We start from the raw sequence: 15,932 nt of genomic DNA on the forward strand, positions 1-15,932 counted from the left end.
GATGCCTGCTCTCATCCCAAGAGCTTGAACCAGCCTACCCGTTCAGGGAATCCTCTGAATGGGGCAGTCCACTAGTTTAATGACCGCGACCAAGGAGCAGGCATGCAGGCGACTTCCAAGGGGCGCGCGATCGCTTGGTTCCTGCTCGTCGTCCTGGGGGTTGCAAACGTCGCGGGATACGCCTTCGACCTGTACCAGCGGTTCTGGTGGTTCGACCGGATCCTGCATGGTTGCACGATCCTCGCCGTCACGCTCTGGCTGGCGTTGTTCGTGTTCGGCCCGGTGATCGAGGGTGGGCGCGGCCGGAGCTTCCTGGCCGTCCTTCTCCTCGCAAGCGTCGGGATCGCCCTCGGCGCCCTGTGGGAGGTGGCCGAGTGGGGCTTCGACCAGATCGCGCCCGGCGACGTCATCAAGGGCAAGCACGACACCATCATCGACATCGTCATGGACACGGCCGGCGCCCTGCTGGCGGGCATCCTCGCGCTGTGGCTCGCACGCTGGCCGCCGGGGACGGGTGGCGAGTCCCGCTGAGCGGCCCGGCACGTCCGCCCGCGGGTGCCCCCGGGCGTGGTTGACGGGAACGGCGTACGTTTGCGGGCACGGGGCGTTCGCGGGAGGTGGCCGAGGGGCTCGCGTCGCGTCCGGCGCAGCGAGCCCACGTCGCCGACGACCCCGGAGGCACGACGCCGATGTTCTTCGACAGTTGGTTCGGTCTGCTGCGGGTGCTGGTGGTCGGCACCCTCGTCTACGCCGCCCTGGTGGTTTTGCTGCGCGCCTCGGGCAAACGCACGCTGGCCAAGCTCAACGCCTTCGACCTCGTCGTCACCGTGGCGCTCTGGGCTCGCCCCTGGCGACCGTGCTGCTCAGCAAGTCGGTGGCCCTGCTGGAAGGCCTGGTCGCCTTCGCCCTGCTGGCGGGGCTGCAGTTCGGGGCCTTCAGTTCTCGGTCCGCTCGCCGCGCTTCGATGGCCTCGTGAAGTCCGAGCCGACCCTGCTGCTGCACCGCGGGCGCTTCCTCGACGGCGCGATGCGCATCCAGCGCGTGACCCGTGCGGAGGTCCTCGCCGCCCTGCGCGGATCGGGCGCCGCTGATGCCGGGTCGGTCGCCGCCGTGGTGCTGGAAACCGACGGGAGCCTCAGCGTCGTACGGGACGCGGGTGGCGCCGGGAACGTAGGCACCCTGGAAGGTCTGGCGGCCACCAGGGACGAAGCGTGGTAGCCGCGGAACAACCTTTCGGACCCCATGCCAACGGCGTCCCGCACCTTTTCGAAGTTCAACCGCGTTGAGCGTCTTCGAAACGAGGGGCACGCGATGTTCGACGAAGCGCTGGGCCGTCTCCAGGCCTTGGGGAACTCTGCCGTCACCATACTGCCCAGCCTGCTGCTGGGCCTTGCCGTGTTCGGCCTCGGCCTGCTTGTGGTACGGGGGGTGCGCGCCGGGGTGACCCGCGCCGCGTCGCTGCGCGAGGCTTCCGCCGGCTCGGCCGCCGTGCTGGGGCGCATCGCCGGCGGCGTTGCCACGATCATGGTGTTCCTCGTCGCTGCCTCGATCGCCTTTCCCTCGGTGTCGGCGGGCGACCTGTTCAATCTGCTGGGCATCGGCGGCGTGGCGATCGGCTTCGCCTTCCGTGACGTGCTGCAGAACCTGCTGGCCGGCATCCTGATCCTGCTCACGCGCCCGTTCCGCATCGGTGACCAGATCCAGCAGGGCGGCCAGGAAGGCACCGTGGAGGACATCTGGGTGCGGGCGACGGTGCTGCGGACCTACGACAACCGCCGCATCCTAATCCCCAACGCGGCGCTGTTCACCAGCCAGATCGAGGTGATCACCGCCTACGACAAGCGCCGGCTGGCCTTCCCGTTCACGATTGGCAACGGCGACGACGTGAGGCTGGCGCGTCGGGTCGTCGTCGCGGCGCTCCGCTCCGCGCCTGGCGTGCTGTCCGAGCCGCCGCCGGAGGTCCTGATCACCGGGCTTGGGGACAGCGGCGCGGAGATGCAGGCCCGCTTCTGGATCGACCCGCCGCGCCGGCGGCAAGCGGTGGACGCGTTGGACGGCGCGATCGAGGCGGTCAAGGACGCCCTGGCCGAGGCGGGCGTGGACCTGCCCTACCCGACCTCGCAGATGCTGTTCCACGACCAGACCGAGGAGACGGACGGCGACCGGGCCCGTCAGCGCGAGGGCTGGCCCGCCGCCGGCCGCCAGCCGCCTCGGTCCCGCTGGCAGGCCGGGCGGAGCGAGGCGGCCGCCCGTGGCGGCGAGCCCGCGCCGGCGCGGGAGGATCGGACCTGACCTCGTCCCTGCGGAGCCGGCTGGAGGCGCTGGGCGACGCATTCTGGCTGCGCCCGGCGCTCGTCGTGGCCGCCGGCATCGTGCTCGGCGAGCTGGCGGTCTGGGCCGAGCGGGCGGGCCTGGACGTGCCCTTGCTGCCGGCAAGCTGGGTGTATGCCGGCGGCGAGTCCGGCGCCCGCTCGTTGCTCGGCGCCATCGCCTCCTCCACCATCGGCGTCGCCGGCACCACCTTCTCGATCACGGTGGCCGCCCTCTCGCTGGCCTCCGGCCAGATGGGGCCGAGGCTGCTGCGCAACTTCACCCGTGACGCCGGCAACCAACTCGCGCTCGGCATCTTCCTCGGCACCTTTGCCTACGCGCTGGTCGTGCTGCGCACCGTCCGCTCGGTGGACGAGACGCCCTTTGTCCCGCATCTCGGGGTCACCGGCGCGCTGCTGGGGGCGCTTCTCTGCGTCGGTACGCTGATCTGGTTCGTCCACCACGTTGCCACCGGCATCAACGTCGAGACCGTGATCAACCTCGTGCACGAGGATCTGCGCGAGGCCCTGGCCCGGCTCACGTTCGACCGCCCCGACCCGGCGGCGCCACGCGAGCCGCCGCGCGGCCATCCTGTGACCGCCCGCGAGGGCGGCTACCTCCGCGCCCTCGATGAGGCGGCGCTGTCCGACTGGGCCGAGCAGCGGGGCGCGGTCGTGGTCCTGCTGGTCCGGCCAGGCGACTACGTGTTCCCCGGCGCGCCGGTCGCCGAGGTCAGCCCCGCCGCATCTGCCGGCGATGCGGCGGCGCCGGTCCGCGCCGCCCTATCGCTCGGGGTTCGCCAGGCGGCGGGCCAGGACCTGGAGTTCACGGTGCGGCAGCTCGTCGAGGTGGCCGTGCGGGCGCTCTCCCCCGGCATCAACGACCCGTTCACCGCCATGGCCGTGCTGGAGCGCCTGGGCGCCACGCTGTGCGAGCTGGCGCCCCGGCACTTGGCAGGCCCCATCGTGCTGCGGAGCGGGCGTGCCGTCCTGCACCGCCGGGCGATCGGCTACGACGGCCTGTGCGATGCGATGTTCCACATGATCCGGCAGAACGCGGACGGGTCCGCGGCCGTGCTCATCCGCCTGCTGGAGGTGCTGACGGACGTGCTGGCGGTCGAGGCATCGTCAGGCCGGCGCGCGGCGTTGCGGCGACATGCCGACTTGGCGCTCGCAACGGGACGGGCGGGCCTGCAGGATCCGGCTGGCGTCGCGGACCTCAATGCGCGGCACGATTCGTTTCTGCGCGCGACGGCATCGACAGGTAGCCCATGACGCGTGAGGAGCGCCCCATCGGGTCGAGCACAAGATGGCGTGCTACGCGAACAAGAACTTCAACTGCGACCGCAGCTAGAGCTGGGTTTGATCGATCCGCCGTGCAGCTCTCGATTGACGCAATTCAGATCAGAACTTGCGCGTGCCTCACCCTGTTGTGCCGCGGTGCCCAACCGCGCCAGTTGGTCGCGCGCCTTAACCGGAAGGTCCATTGAGCAGCAAAGCCTCAACCTGATCCGGCATTCCTTGACACGGTTGCTCGCTTTCCTCCGCTCCGAGACGGGCGGCGGCTTCCTGCTAATCGCCGCCTCGCTGCTCGCGCTTCTGTGGGCGAACTCGCCTTATGCCTCGTTTTACTTCGCCATGCTGGGCACGTATGCGACCATCGGGGCTGGCTCGTTCTCGCTGTCGCTGAACCTGCTGCACTGGGTGAACGACTGGCTGATGGCGGTGTTCTTCCTGCTGGTCGGGCTGGAGATCAAGCGCGAGCTGGCCGTGGGCGCGCTGTCGTCGCCGCGGCTCGCGGCCCTGCCCGCCGTCGCCGCCCTGGGCGGAATGGTCGCCCCGGCCCTCATCTACGTCCTGATCGCCGGTGGCGACCCGGAGGCGCTGCGCGGCTGGGCCATACCCGCCGCCACCGACATCGCCTTCGCGCTCGCCGCGTTGTCTCTGCTCGGCAGCCGTGTGCCGGTCAGCCTCAAGGTTTTCCTCGCGGCGCTGGCCACCATCGATGACCTCGGCGCCATCGTCATCATCGCGCTGTTCTACACCGCCGATCTGTCGCTTCCCATCCGCGGCCTGGCAGGGGCTGCGCTCGTCGCCTTGGTCATCCTGAACCGCTCAGGCGTCGTCCGGCTGTGGCCCTACCTTCTCGTGGGCGCCCTCCTTTGGCTGTTTACTTTGAAATCCGGCGTGCATGCGACCCTCGCCGGCGTGGCGCTCGCCCTCGCGATCCCGCTGCACGACGAGGATGCCAAGGACGAGCGCGACACCTCGCCGCTCACCCGCCTGGAGCATGCGCTGCACCCGGCGGTGGCCTACGCGGTCATCCCCGTGTTTGGGCTCGCCAACGCCGGGGTGTCGTTCGCGGGTCTCGCGCCCTCCGCCCTGCTCGACCCGGTGCCGCTCGGCGTGCCCGTGCGCATGCATGGCCTGCGGCCCTCCCTGCGCCTCGAACGTTGTTGAAGGTATTGAGGTTGCGACGATGCTTCGTCGCGGATGTACGTAGCTTCACGTAGACCTCGTCTCAAAAGAGAGGAAAACGAGTAGCCGTTGAATACTGCCCGGCGGCGCGCCTGGCGCCGCCGGGTGCCTGAGCGCCGGCTACTCGGCTGCGGCAGCGCCTCCGTTTTGCTCGTCGCGGGCTTGTAAACTCGACAGAAAGTCGCAGGCGCGCTGGGCATGTGCCGCAGCCACGAAGATGAAGCGCTTGTCGCTGGCCAGCACGCGGAGCCAGGAGCCGATGTAGGCGGTGCTGTCCTGCCGCAGGTCGTGGTCGATGCCGAGCGAGGCGCAGGTGAAGGCCGCCACCAGCTCCGCCAGGATCTCCTCCACGGCCCGCGCCTCCTCACTGTGCCGGCGCGTGATGGTCTCCCGGTTCAGCCGCGATGGGTGACCCGTCCAGTGGCCCATCTCATGCGCCAGCGTCGCGTAGTAGGCCTCCGGATAGATGAAGTCGGCGATCGCCGGCATGCGGATGTAGTCGAGGTTGGGGGTGTAGAAGGCGCGCTGCCCGCCCGGGCGGATGTCGGCGCCGGTGTTGGCGAAGAACCGCTCCGCCACCTCGATCCGCGGCACCGGTGCGGCTTCGGCCGGGTCGCTGGCCGGGTGGAAGCGCTCCGGCAGGCCGTCGATCTGGCAGGCGTTGAACACGGCATAGCTCTTGAGGAACCAGATGCGGCGCTCCTCCTCCTCGCCCTCGGGCGTCTCCTCAACCCGGCGGATGGTGTCGCTGTAGGTGACGGTGGTCGCCTTCTCGCCGCGACGCACCTGACCCCCCAGTTCCTGCGCCTGGCGGTAGGTCATGAAGTAGGGCGAGGTGTAGCGGTGGGCGCAGATGGCCATCCACAGCACGAGGGTGTTGATGCCGCGGTAGGGCTGGCCGGTGTGGCGGAGGGGGAAGCCGGCGCCAGTGGTGCGCCAGGGGCGGCGCCAGGGCTTCAGGCCGAGTTCCAGCTCGGCCAGGATGGTGTCGGTGACGGTCTGGTAGAGATCCGTGCGCTCGGTGCCGCTGCACCCTGTGGCGCTGCTGGTCTCGGTGCTGGCGGTGGTGCGGGTGGTGCTGTTCTTCCTCATCTGGTCTCTCCTCGAAAAGCGACAGCTTTTCGGGGGCGAGGCCCGCGCCAGTGAGCGGAGGGAGGGGGTCCAGGTCAGCGGGGCCGGAGGGGTATCTCCCGGCATTCTGCTTCTGAATGTCGGGGACACCGGCCCGGCTGCCCGCAGGGTCGCCTGGACGCCCGGGAGGCCGCAGGCCTCCAGAACAGGGCTGCGTCCGCGGCCAAGGGCCGGCACTTGTTCCGCGACAATCAGGATGGTTTTCGCATTGCCTCGCCTAATCTGCTCCCCGGGGTGACCTGTTGCCTCATCTGAGATGCTCCCGAGCGGCCTGGAGCTGCGAGGGACGGGATGAGGCGGGTGAGCATGGCGACACGGGACGAGGCGATGGCGGCAGTGCGCGCACTGCATTCGGCCTGGCCGCTGAATCTGGCACGTGAGGTGGCGGCGCGCCGGCTCAACCGCTCCCTCGCCGAGGAGGCGGCTCTTCCCCAGCGCTGGCAAACCCCACCCGCGGCCCTGCTCCGCCGCCTCGCCGCGCCGGCTCTCCACGATTCCGCACCAAGCGCGCGGCATGCATCGGTTCACGCCAGCGTCGGACCGGCGCCACCAAGTCCTGAGCAAGCGACTGGCACAGGCTCGCCGGCATGAGCTTCGTTCCCGCGCTCGATCCCGAGGTGCTCCGGCGGATGCGCGAGATCATCGTCACCAGCATCGCCACCCGCTCCGCCAGCCTGCGCGAGGCCGCAGCCGAAGCTCGCGATCTCGCGCGCGGCCTCTGCCCCAGGCTGTCGACTGCGGCACTGAACGAGGCAGTGACAACGCTGCTGATCGAGCTCGGCGCTCATGCGCCGCCGGCACCTCCCGACCTGGACGGACAGGGGCTGCGTCCGGCCGATCCCGCGGAGGTGGCCGATAGCCTAGCCTTCGCCCTGCGCTTCGACGAGCGCGGCAAGGCGCGCCGGACTGGCGTCGAGTACACCTCCAAGATCGCCGCTGAGCAGCTGGTCCAGCGCCTGCTAGCCAGCGGCTTGAGGCCAGCGCGTCGGTTGTTCAATAGACAACGCGAAGCCCGAATTCTTCGGGAGCGCCACGTCAAGTATGGGCGGTTCTTTCCCGTCTTGAGCTGGGTGGACCGGGAAGACTGGAGCGGACGGTTACCCCACAGTCGGCCCTGACTGAACATTGGACTGAGCTCTTCGTCTTGGATTTACCGCACCTCGTTGTCTTGCGCTGATCATCCCGCGCAGCAAGACAGCTTCGCAACCTCTTTTGAGAAGCTCAACGCGGCCAGCTTCAGGGCCTCAACCGTCGTCAGGTACGGGAAGATCGTGTTGGACAGGTCGGCCACAGTCAGCCCGTGCTTCACCGCCAGGACGGCGGTCTGGATGCTGTCCCCGGCTTCCGGCGCCAGGATGTGCGCGCCCAGGAGGCGCCCGCTGCCCCGCTCCGCCACGAGCTTGACTAGCCCCCGCGTGTCGCGGGCGGCCAGCGCCCGGGGCACTTGGTCGAGCGACACGATTCTAATCTCGACCTCCAGCCCTGCACGCCGGGCCGCCACCTCGGTCAGGCCGACGCTCGCCATCTGCGGATCGCTGAAGACCACCTCCGGCATGGCCGTGGCATCGTAGCGCGGCGCGCCTTCGTTGCCGAGCGCGTTCTCTGCGGCGACCTTGCCGCCGTGGGCGGCCATGTAGACGTACAGGTCCCGGCCGGTGACATCGCCCGCGGCGTAGACCCCCAGGCGCGTCGTGCGCATCCGGTCGTCGACCTGGACGGCGCCGCGGCCGTCCAGCGCAATGCCAGCATCCTCCAGACCCATCCCAGATGTGTTCGGGGTCCGGCCCGTGGCCACGAGCACGCGCTCGGCCGAGAGCGTCACGGCGGTACCCTCGGCGTCCCGGGCGACAAGTTCGACCTCGCCGTCCCCGGCCTGCCGGATGGCCTCGTAGGACATCCCACAGCGGACATCGACGCCTTCGGCGCGGAGATACTCGGTCAGCGCCGCGCTCACCTCCGGCTCCGCGCCGGGCAGCAGCCGGGACCGGCACACGATGGTCACGCGCACGCCGAAGCGGGCGAACATTTGGCCGAGCTCGACGCCGATGACGCCGCCGCCGATCACCAGGAGGGAGGCGGGGAGCGCCTCGATCTCCATTGCCGTCGTGCTGGTGAGCCAGGGGACCGTGTCCAGCCCGGGGAGCGCCGGTGCGGTGGGCGACGTCCCGGTCGCGATGATGACCCTGGCAGACCGGTAGGCCGTCTCCCCGACCATGACGGCGCCGTCCGGAGCGAGACGTGCACGTCCCGGGACGTAGGTGACATCGGGGTAGTGTGGTAGGAGATCGGCATACTTAGCCTGCCGGAGGCTGCCAACCAACTCGTCCTTCTGCGCGACGAGGGCCTTCCAGTCCTCCAGCCGCGCCGATGCGGTGATCCCGGCGAAGCGCGAGGCCGCACGCGCCTGGTGCAGCGTCTCCGCCGCCCGGATGAGCGCCTTCGACGGCACGCAGCCAATGTTGACGCAGGTGCCGCCAATGGTTCCATCGCCAACGAGCGCGACCTTCGCGCCAAGCTCCGAGGCGCGGATCGCCGCGGAGAAGCCTGCCGACCCGGTGCCGATCACGACGAGATCCGGCTTGCGCTCTCCACGGCTCGACTTGGCGCTGCAGCAATCAAGTTCGGCGGGCTGCGGTGCGATGAAGTTCACGGTGATTCCTTTGTTTGTTGCTTGCGCCGGAAGCCTAGGCGGAGCGCCGACGTTGATAGGCCGCATAGGCGACGATCCCGAGGAATAGGATCATTGCCGGGATCAGGACGTAGTCGAGGCAGCCAAGCACGGCAGAGAGGCCGACAGCGCCGGGCAGGACGGCCAGGACCGGCGTGAAGCAGCACAGCGCGGTCACCACGAAGCCGACGATGCCGGTGGCCATGAGCCTGCGGTTTTCCATGTCAGCGGTCCTCGCCTGCGCGCCCAGCGGAACTGCCGGGGTCGAGCACCGCAGCCGCGGCGGCAGTAGGCGCCAAATGGGCGACGAAGCCCGCCGGAGGGCAGCAGAGGCCGCCCAGGAATACGGCGACAGCGCCGAGGGCGAACAGGCCCGCGGAGACGGCGGCCAGGGAGAGGGCGAGCCTCATGCCCTGTCCTCCTCGGGCCGAGAAGCGAGCATCGGCACGAACAGGCCCTTGCCGACTTGCAGCGCCGCTTCCAACGAGAGCCGGAACCCGGCGCCACCCGGGTCAACCCGCTGGCGCCACGCCGTGAGGTGCTCGTCCGAGCAGAGGAACACCTTCACGGTGCAGCCCGAGGTCGCGCCGCACCCGTCGGCGTACCGGATCCCCGTCCACGCAACGGCAGTGGCAGGCGTCGCCGAGGCAAGCGCGCGCCCCTTGTCGCGCGTCGTGATCCCGATGGGCATACCGCACTCAGGGCAGGAGGACTCGATGGCCGTATTGCAGCCGAGCATGGCCCCCAGGCCGAGGGCATCAATGGCGCAAAGGGCATGCACCGCAGCCAGCCCATCCAGTCGGACGCGATGGCCGGTCTCCCGCGCGCTGAAGGGGTAAGCTGCCGTCACGGCTGTGCCGCGCTCGTCGAGGACTACGAGGTCCCGCCGCTGCAGCTTGCGCAGCACTTCGACGACTGCGGGTTCATCCAGGCCGGTCCCGGCGGCCAGCCGCGCCGCGTCTGACGCCGCGCCAGAGCGGGCGAAGCCGCGCAGGACCGCCTGCCAGATCCGGTCCTCGGTCGTATTAAGGCCCGACCACTTCTCCGCCCGCCGCGCCACGACCATGCTGGCGGCGAGCGCCTCGCGCGCCGTCGGGTCGGTGATGGGCGACCAGTCCGGCATCGGCACGCCAGGGCGCAATGCGAAGGACTCGCCGACGGCGCCGAATGTCCGTTCGATTGTATCCATGAAACCTCGGTCGGCGTTGTGGGCTGCCCTATTGCACCGCCCGCGATGGAAACCCAGCGCCTGTCGTCGCCCGTACCAGGGCCGCGATGTCCGTTCGGGCAGCATCGAAGGTCACAATCGCCGTGACCGTTCCGTTGCCCTCGGAGAGCGCCACCCGGCTGACGCCGGGCACACGGGCGAGGGTGCGCCTCACGATAGGCGCGCAGGTGATGCAGGAGACATTCTGCACCTCGAGGGTAGCGGTCTGCTCGGCGGCGAGGGCTGTGGTGCCGGTGGTCAGGACGAGACCCAAAGCGGCGGAGAGGCGGGCGATCGGCTTCATGTCGGGCTTTCGTTCGGGTACGGCTACAGGAGGATCGACGCGGCGTAGGGGAAAGCGAGGGCCGCCGCGACGAGGGCGGCCGCGCTCCAGAGGGCGACCTTCGCGATCCGGTCGGAGGCCGGTCGGGCGCAGTACGAGCCCTCGGCGCAGGCCGCGGCCTTGGGCTTGCGGTAGACCCCGTAGAACCCGCCCGCGAGGCAGGCCAGGGTGACGGCAACGAAGACCGGCTGGTAGGGCGCCAGGACCGTTAGATTGCTGATCCAGGCACCGCTGACGCCAACGAGGAACAGGCCGAGGGGCAGGAGGCAGCAACTCGACGCGCCGAGGGCAGCGAGCAGCCCCGCAGTGGCCAGCAACGCCTTGGACGAGCCACCTCCACCCGCCGCCCGCTCGACCGCTTCTCCCGGAGCAAGGACACTTCGCTCCGCCTGATCGCTCATCGCCGCTTGGCCCTTCGCCGTCATCTGGGCCAAGATGAGATCTGTAGTAACTACAGGTTCAAGGGGGAATTTACGCCCTCTGGAGATGACAATGGACCGCAGCCAGCAGGGCATTTCGATCGGCGACCTCTCCAGGCGGACGGAGGTCAACATCGAAACCATCCGGTACTACGAGAAGATCGGCCTGCTGCCCGTCCCGGGGCGGACTGAGGGGCGGCACCGGGTGTACGGGCCTGCACACGTCGCGCGGCTCACTTTTGTGCGTAGGAGCCGCGAAGTGGGCTTTAGCCTCGACGAGGTCCGCAGCCTCCTGAAGCTCGTCGACGGCGGCCACAGCTCGTGCTCGGACGTGCAAGCCGTGACCCTCGACCACTTGCATGAAGTGCGGAAGAAGATCGCCGACCTCCAGCGGCTGGAGCGGATCCTTAGCGAGGTCTCGTCACGCTGCCAGGGTGGGTCGGTTCCGGATTGTCCCATCGTTGAGGCTCTGTATGCGCCGGCACACGGCGCCGAGGCCTGACCGCTCCTGTGAGTCTCGGGAAAGTGCCTTGAAGCTGAAGTTGCTACAGGTTCCAGGGTCCGCCCGGGTGTCCGCATGCGCCGCACCCTCACACAGGAGGAGAGGCCCATGCCTGACACCTACGACCTCGTTGTCCTCGGGTCTGGGACCGCCGCCCAGGTCGCGAGCAGCCGCGCGCGGGCCGCGGCCTGGACGGTCGCCGTGGTCGATCACCGGCCGTTCGGCGGCACCTGCGCGTTGCGCGGCTGCGACCCCAAGAAGATGCTGGTCAGCGGGGAGGAGGCCGTGGACGCCGTCCGGCGGATGCGCGGCCACGGCGTCGAGGGCGACGTGCGGATCGCCTGGCCCGACCTCATGGCCTTCAAGCGCAGCTTTACCGGCCCGGTACCAGAGAAGCAGGAGCAGCGCTACCGTGAGCAGGGCATCGATGCCTTCCACGGCCTCGCCCGGTTCACCGGTCCCGACACCGTCACCGTGGACGGGCGGGAGCTCAAGGCGCACCACGTCCTCATCGCGACCGGAGCCCGCCCCGTGCCGCTCGGCATCACCGGCGAGGAGCACGTCGCCACCAGCGACGATTTCCTTGAGCTTGAAGTTTTACCCGCGCGCGTCGTCTTCATTGGGGGCGGCTACATCGCCGCCGAGTTCTCCCACCTCGCCGCGCGCGCCGGGGCCAAGGCAACCGTCCTCCAGCGCGGCGCCCGGATGCTGCCGGGCTTCGACCCGGATCTCGTTGGCTGGTTGATGGAGAGGTTCGACGATCTCGGCATCGATGTGCGCACGAGCACCACGGTGCAGCGGGTCGAGGCGACAGATCGAGGATACTTGGTGCACGCCGTCGCCGGTGGCCGGGAGCAGACCGTGGCGGCCGACCTGATCGTGCATTCAGCGGGCCGTGTCCCTGACCTCGAAGCGCTCGACCTGGTCGCGGGCGGGATCGTGCTGGAGGGCGGGCGGCTGAAGCTCAACGAATTCCTCCAGAGCGTGTCGAACCCCCGAGTCTACGCGGCCGGCGACGCGGCGGGCAGCGGGCCACCGCTCACACCCGTGTCGAGCCATGACGCCAAGGTGGCCGCGGCGAACCTGATCAAGGGAAACCACGCCAAGCCCGATTATCGTGGCGTTCCTAGCGTGGCCTTTACCGTCCCGCCGATCACGACCGTGGGGCTGGGCGAGGCGGAGGCGCGGGAGCGCGGACTGAAGTTTCGAGTCAAGTCGGAAAAGGTGCCGCAATGGTTCACGGCCCGACGGCTTGCCGAGCGCATCTACGGCTTTAAAACGCTCGTGGAGGAGGACACTGGGCACATCCTGGGCGCCCACCTCGTGGGCCCCCACGCGGACGAGGTGATCAACCTCTTCGGGCTGGCGATCCGGCACGGCCTGACGGCCGCGGATTTGAAAGAGACAATGTTCGCCTATCCAACCGGCGCCTCGGACATCGGCTACATGATTTAAGCGCGTCCCGACACTGGTGATCGCAGGCCGAGGCAACGTGCGAACCGTCCGCTCCCCGCCCTTTCGCGACCATCAACAAAGGCAGATCCGCATCGCCATAACCCGGGCCGTAGCGCGACGCGAGTTTGTAGTGCTGTCCTGGTGCTACCTGGGGTGGGATAGATCTGCGTACACCACAGTCTAAGCCCATTGCTCGCCACGCTAACTGAAGAAGCAGCCATCGCTGCCGCTGCAATTATCGATGGTAATCGGGATGCTCAGAACCGGGTAATCCGGCCCCACCCGCTCAAGCAATGCGACGTTCCTTCAGCAGAATCCATACCCCGCCGAAATTCAGTAGGCAGCCGACGACAACAGCCACATGCCAGATGACATGGTTCCACGGGAGTTCGGGTCGACGATAGAAAAGGATCCCCGCAGTGTAGGCCACGGCACTACCAAACAGAAATACCAGCGAGACCGGCGAGAGCAGGTGAAAGATCGTGCGGCCGTAGAGCAGCACTGGCGCCCATCCTTGCACCATGTAAAGCGCGTAAGTGATGCTATAGAACCACTCCCGTCTGCCTCCCGCGGCCGCCGCGACCTCGCCGCCGATTCCCAAGGCTGCAGCCCCCCACACCAACGCCAGCATCCATCCTGCTTGCCGCGGCGGCAGCTTGAAGGGCGCGAGCGGCGACCATCCCGCCGCAATGATCAAGAAAATCGCGCCATGATCGAGGGCGGCAAAAATCCGCCGGAGGCCCCCCTGCGGTGTTAAGTGAAATAGGATTGAGGCGAGATAAAGCGTCAGCCACGCTGCAACAAAAATCACAACCGCCGAGCGCTCCGCCCACCTGACGCCGCTCCCAGCGCTGGCGCCGGCGCGGACGAGGCGCGTGCCTAATCCGGCGGCTATGAGCAGCCCGGCGGCGTGAACGGCCGCGGCTGCAACATCCTCGGCTGTCGGCACGGCTCACCTTCCATGTCAGCGGCTTGGCCAGTAGAAAACATTCCGTGGGCGCGGTGTCGACAAAGCCAACCGCTTTTGAACACGACTTGTGTCGTCATGCCTCAGGGATGACGGTGCGTGTACGCATCAGGTGCGGCTAATCGTCAAAGAGTGGCCTCCGCCGCCCGAGCTTGGGCGGTGGAGGCCTGCGGGCCGGCAGCGCGCGTCTCCTGCGCCTAGTCCGCGTTTTTGGTGAAGAATGCGTCAAGAGGCCCGTCCATTTCGGGCTCAAGGGAGGTCAGTAATCAATGAAGCGCCCGCACGATACCCAGGCATCCCACGACCACTCCTGCCATGTCCCTCACGGCATCACCCCGGCGCATGGCCAAGCGGAGACGCAGGCCCGCGCGATCGGCGCGCATGGCCAGACTGACCCGCGCGCCCACCAGCACAGTCCCGGGGCCGCGCATCACGCCGACCCGCTCGCGCCCGACGCCGCAGTGCTGGTTGAAGATCCAGTCTGCCACATGCGGGTGAACCCGCACGAGACGCCGCATCGCACCGAGCACGAGGGGCGGACCTTCTACTTCTGCACCGCGCGCTGCCGGGAGAGGTTCGTCGCGGAGCCGGTGCGCTTCCTCTCGCCCAGCGAGCGCGAGGCGCCGCCGGTGCCCGAAGGGTCGATTTACACCTGCCCCATGCACCCCGAAGTGCGCCAGGTCGGCCCTGGCGCCTGCCCGATCTGCGGCATGGCCCTCGAGCCCGAAGTGGTCACGGCAGAGGAGGCCGAAAACCCCGAGCTGCGGGACTTCACCCGTCGCTTTTGGGTTGGCTTGGCGCTGACCCTACCGGTTCTAGCTCTAGAAATGGGCGGGCACCTCCTTGGGCTTGACCATCTGATCGAGCGCCGCACTTCTAACTGGCTCCAGTTCGCCTTCGCGACACCGGTGGTCCTCTGGGCGGGGTGGCCCTTCTTCGTTCGTGGCTGGCGGTCCGTCGTCAACCGCAACCTCAACATGTTTACCTTGATCGCGATGGGGGTAGGCGCGGCCTTCCTCTTCAGCCTTATCGCGACGTTAGCGCCCGGCGTCTTCCCGGCAGCCTTTCGCGGCCCGGACGGATCGGTTGCGGTCTACTTCGAGGCGGCGGCAGTGATCGTCGTCCTCGTGTTGCTCGGCCAAGTGCTCGAGTTGCGCGCGCGCGAGCGCACCTCGGGGGCGATCCGAGCTCTGCTCAACCTCGCCCCTGCGACGGCGCGGCGGCTCCGCGAGGACGGCTCCGACGAAGAGGTGCCCCTGGCGGAGGTGCGGGTCAGCGACCGGCTGCGCGTGCGCCCCGGCGACAAGGTGCCGCTCGATGGCGAGGTCCTCGAGGGCCGCAGCAACGTGGACGAGAGCATGGTCACGGGCGAGCCGATGCCGGTGACGAAGGAGCCTGGTGCGCGGGTGATCGGCGGCACCCTTAACGGCCAGGGGTCCTTCATCCTGCGTGCGGATGCGGTCGGGCGCGACACCATGCTCTCGCGCATTGTCGAGATGGTGGCCCGCGCGCAGCGATCGCGCGCGCCAATCCAGCGCCTGGTCGATCTCGTCGCGGCCTGGTTCGTCCCGGCCGCAATCGCCGTCGCCGTCCTCGCCTTCATTGCATGGTCCGTCTGGGGCCCGGACCCGCGAATGGCCTACGCCATGGTGGCGGCCGTGACGGTGCTGATCATCGCCTGCCCCTGCGCCCTTGGCCTCGCCACGCCGATGTCGATCATGGTGGGCGTGGGCCGCGGCGCCCAAGCCGGCGTGCTGGTCAAGGATGCCGAGGCGCTGGAGCGGCTGGAGAAGATCGACACGCTGGTGGTGGACAAGACTGGCACCCTGACTGAGGGGCGGCCGAGCGTGACCGCAATCCGTCCTGCTCCTGGCTTCGCCGAAGAAGAGCTGCTCCGCTTCGCCGCTGCTCTGGAGCGCCCGAGCCAGCATCCACTCGCCGAGGCGGTGGTCCGAGCCGCGGAGGAACGCGGCTTGGCGCCCCTACCCGAGGTGCACGGCTTCGACGCTCCGACCGGGCGCGGCGTCACCGGGGAAGTGGAGGGGCGGCGCATAGCCCTCGGCAATGCCCGCCTCATGGCCGATCTTGGCGTGGATCTCGGACCACTAGCCGAAGCCGCAGAGGCACTGCGGCGCGAGGGAGCAACCGCTTTCTTCGCGGCCGTGGATGGCAGGCCGGCCGGCGTCCTCGGCATCGCTGACCCGATCAAGGCAACAACCCTGGAAGCCATCCACACGCTCCGGGGCGAGGGGGTTCGGGTGGTGATGCTGACAGGCGACAATCGCACCACCGCTGAGGCGGTGGCGCGCTCCCTCGGCATCGACGAGGTCGTGGCCGAGGTGCTGCCGGAGGACAAGGCCGCGGCTGTCGAGCGACGTAAGCGTCAGCCGATCCCGGCCTTGAGTTGATGGTGCTGGTTCGCCGAAGTGGTTGTCATGACGGACAGCACGACA

At 68.8% G+C, this 15,932-nt stretch carries 17 protein-coding genes; 9 read left to right on the forward strand and 8 right to left on the reverse strand.

Features of this window, described 5'->3' with window-relative positions; translation table 11 throughout:
• Positions 1-102 precede the first annotated feature (102 nt).
• From J3S20_RS29230 to nhaA, 5 genes are all read left to right on the forward strand, one after another.
• A complete protein-coding gene (locus J3S20_RS29230; RefSeq protein WP_216840463.1) occupies positions 103-531 on the forward strand; it encodes a hypothetical protein in 429 nt (142 codons plus the stop codon).
• A gap of 441 nt (positions 532-972) precedes the next feature.
• On the forward strand, positions 973-1,218 hold the full coding sequence (locus J3S20_RS30650; protein ID WP_343215333.1) for a YetF domain-containing protein: 246 nt from the start codon (positions 973-975) through the stop codon (positions 1,216-1,218).
• Positions 1,219-1,311: 93 nt separating this feature from the next.
• A complete protein-coding gene (locus J3S20_RS29240; RefSeq protein ID WP_216840464.1) occupies positions 1,312-2,292 on the forward strand; it encodes a mechanosensitive ion channel family protein in 981 nt (326 codons plus the stop codon).
• Between the two features lie 47 nt (positions 2,293-2,339).
• Complete coding sequence (locus J3S20_RS29245) at positions 2,340-3,584, forward strand: DUF2254 domain-containing protein (RefSeq protein ID WP_281419655.1); 1,245 nt, start codon at positions 2,340-2,342, stop codon at positions 3,582-3,584.
• Between the two features lie 165 nt (positions 3,585-3,749).
• Positions 3,750-4,769 carry a Na+/H+ antiporter NhaA gene (nhaA, locus tag J3S20_RS29250; RefSeq protein ID WP_456305716.1) on the forward strand — a complete coding sequence of 340 codons (1,020 nt, stop codon included), beginning with the start codon at positions 3,750-3,752 and terminating at the stop codon, positions 4,767-4,769.
• Between the two features lie 138 nt (positions 4,770-4,907).
• Here the strand turns inward: nhaA and J3S20_RS29255 are convergent, their stop codons facing one another.
• A complete protein-coding gene (locus J3S20_RS29255; RefSeq protein WP_216840465.1) occupies positions 4,908-5,879 on the reverse strand; it encodes an ArdC family protein in 972 nt (323 codons plus the stop codon).
• A gap of 626 nt (positions 5,880-6,505) precedes the next feature.
• Between J3S20_RS29255 and J3S20_RS29260 the strand changes: the two genes are divergently transcribed.
• Complete coding sequence (locus tag J3S20_RS29260; protein ID WP_216840466.1) at positions 6,506-7,036, forward strand: hypothetical protein; 531 nt, start codon at positions 6,506-6,508, stop codon at positions 7,034-7,036.
• Between the two features lie 59 nt (positions 7,037-7,095).
• Here the strand turns inward: J3S20_RS29260 and merA are convergent, their stop codons facing one another.
• Genes merA through J3S20_RS29290 form a run of 6 tightly spaced genes read right to left on the reverse strand, consistent with a single transcriptional unit; the run spans position 7,096 to position 10,561 of the window.
• The gene (merA, locus tag J3S20_RS29265) at positions 7,096-8,568 is read right to left on the reverse strand and encodes a mercury(II) reductase (RefSeq protein ID WP_343215334.1); all 1,473 of its coding nucleotides are present in this window, start codon (positions 8,566-8,568) and stop codon (positions 7,096-7,098) included.
• Between the two features lie 34 nt (positions 8,569-8,602).
• Positions 8,603-8,809: a mercury resistance system transport protein MerF gene (merF, locus tag J3S20_RS29270; protein WP_216840468.1), complete on the reverse strand. Its 207-nt coding sequence runs from the start codon at positions 8,807-8,809 to the stop codon at positions 8,603-8,605.
• A 1-nt stretch (position 8,810) separates the two neighbouring features.
• Positions 8,811-8,996: a hypothetical protein gene (locus tag J3S20_RS29275; RefSeq protein WP_216840469.1), complete on the reverse strand. Its 186-nt coding sequence runs from the start codon at positions 8,994-8,996 to the stop codon at positions 8,811-8,813.
• Positions 8,993-9,775, reverse strand: a complete 783-nt coding sequence (locus J3S20_RS29280; protein ID WP_216840470.1) for an alkylmercury lyase family protein — start codon at positions 9,773-9,775, stop codon at positions 8,993-8,995. Before J3S20_RS29280 ends, J3S20_RS29275 begins: the two co-directional genes overlap by 4 nt.
• Positions 9,776-9,803: 28 nt before the next feature.
• Positions 9,804-10,097, reverse strand: a complete 294-nt coding sequence (locus J3S20_RS29285) for a cation transporter (protein WP_216840471.1) — start codon at positions 10,095-10,097, stop codon at positions 9,804-9,806.
• Positions 10,098-10,120: 23 nt separating this feature from the next.
• Positions 10,121-10,561 (reverse strand): mercuric transporter MerT family protein, encoded by a 441-nt coding sequence (locus tag J3S20_RS29290; RefSeq protein WP_246603393.1) that lies wholly within the window; start codon positions 10,559-10,561, stop codon positions 10,121-10,123.
• A 67-nt stretch (positions 10,562-10,628) separates the two neighbouring features.
• Here J3S20_RS29290 and J3S20_RS29295 point away from each other — a divergent pair, with 67 nt between their 5' ends.
• Both J3S20_RS29295 and J3S20_RS29300 read left to right on the forward strand, forming a co-directional pair.
• Positions 10,629-11,057 carry a MerR family transcriptional regulator gene (locus J3S20_RS29295; protein ID WP_216840472.1) on the forward strand — a complete coding sequence of 143 codons (429 nt, stop codon included), beginning with the start codon at positions 10,629-10,631 and terminating at the stop codon, positions 11,055-11,057.
• A 108-nt stretch (positions 11,058-11,165) separates the two neighbouring features.
• Positions 11,166-12,512 carry a dihydrolipoyl dehydrogenase family protein gene (locus J3S20_RS29300; RefSeq protein ID WP_216840473.1) on the forward strand — a complete coding sequence of 449 codons (1,347 nt, stop codon included), beginning with the start codon at positions 11,166-11,168 and terminating at the stop codon, positions 12,510-12,512.
• Between the two features lie 286 nt (positions 12,513-12,798).
• On the opposite strand, the gene trhA is transcribed toward J3S20_RS29300, so the two are convergent.
• Positions 12,799-13,461, reverse strand: a complete 663-nt coding sequence (gene trhA / locus J3S20_RS29305; protein ID WP_216840474.1) for a PAQR family membrane homeostasis protein TrhA — start codon at positions 13,459-13,461, stop codon at positions 12,799-12,801.
• Positions 13,462-13,748: 287 nt separating this feature from the next.
• Between trhA and J3S20_RS29310 the strand changes: the two genes are divergently transcribed.
• Positions 13,749-15,887, forward strand: a complete 2,139-nt coding sequence (locus tag J3S20_RS29310) for a heavy metal translocating P-type ATPase (protein ID WP_216840475.1) — start codon at positions 13,749-13,751, stop codon at positions 15,885-15,887.
• Positions 15,888-15,932: the final 45 nt, after the last annotated feature.

The sequence above is a fragment of the Falsiroseomonas tokyonensis genome (assembly GCF_019024325.1).
Lineage (GTDB): Bacteria > Pseudomonadota > Alphaproteobacteria > Acetobacterales > Acetobacteraceae > Falsiroseomonas > Falsiroseomonas tokyonensis.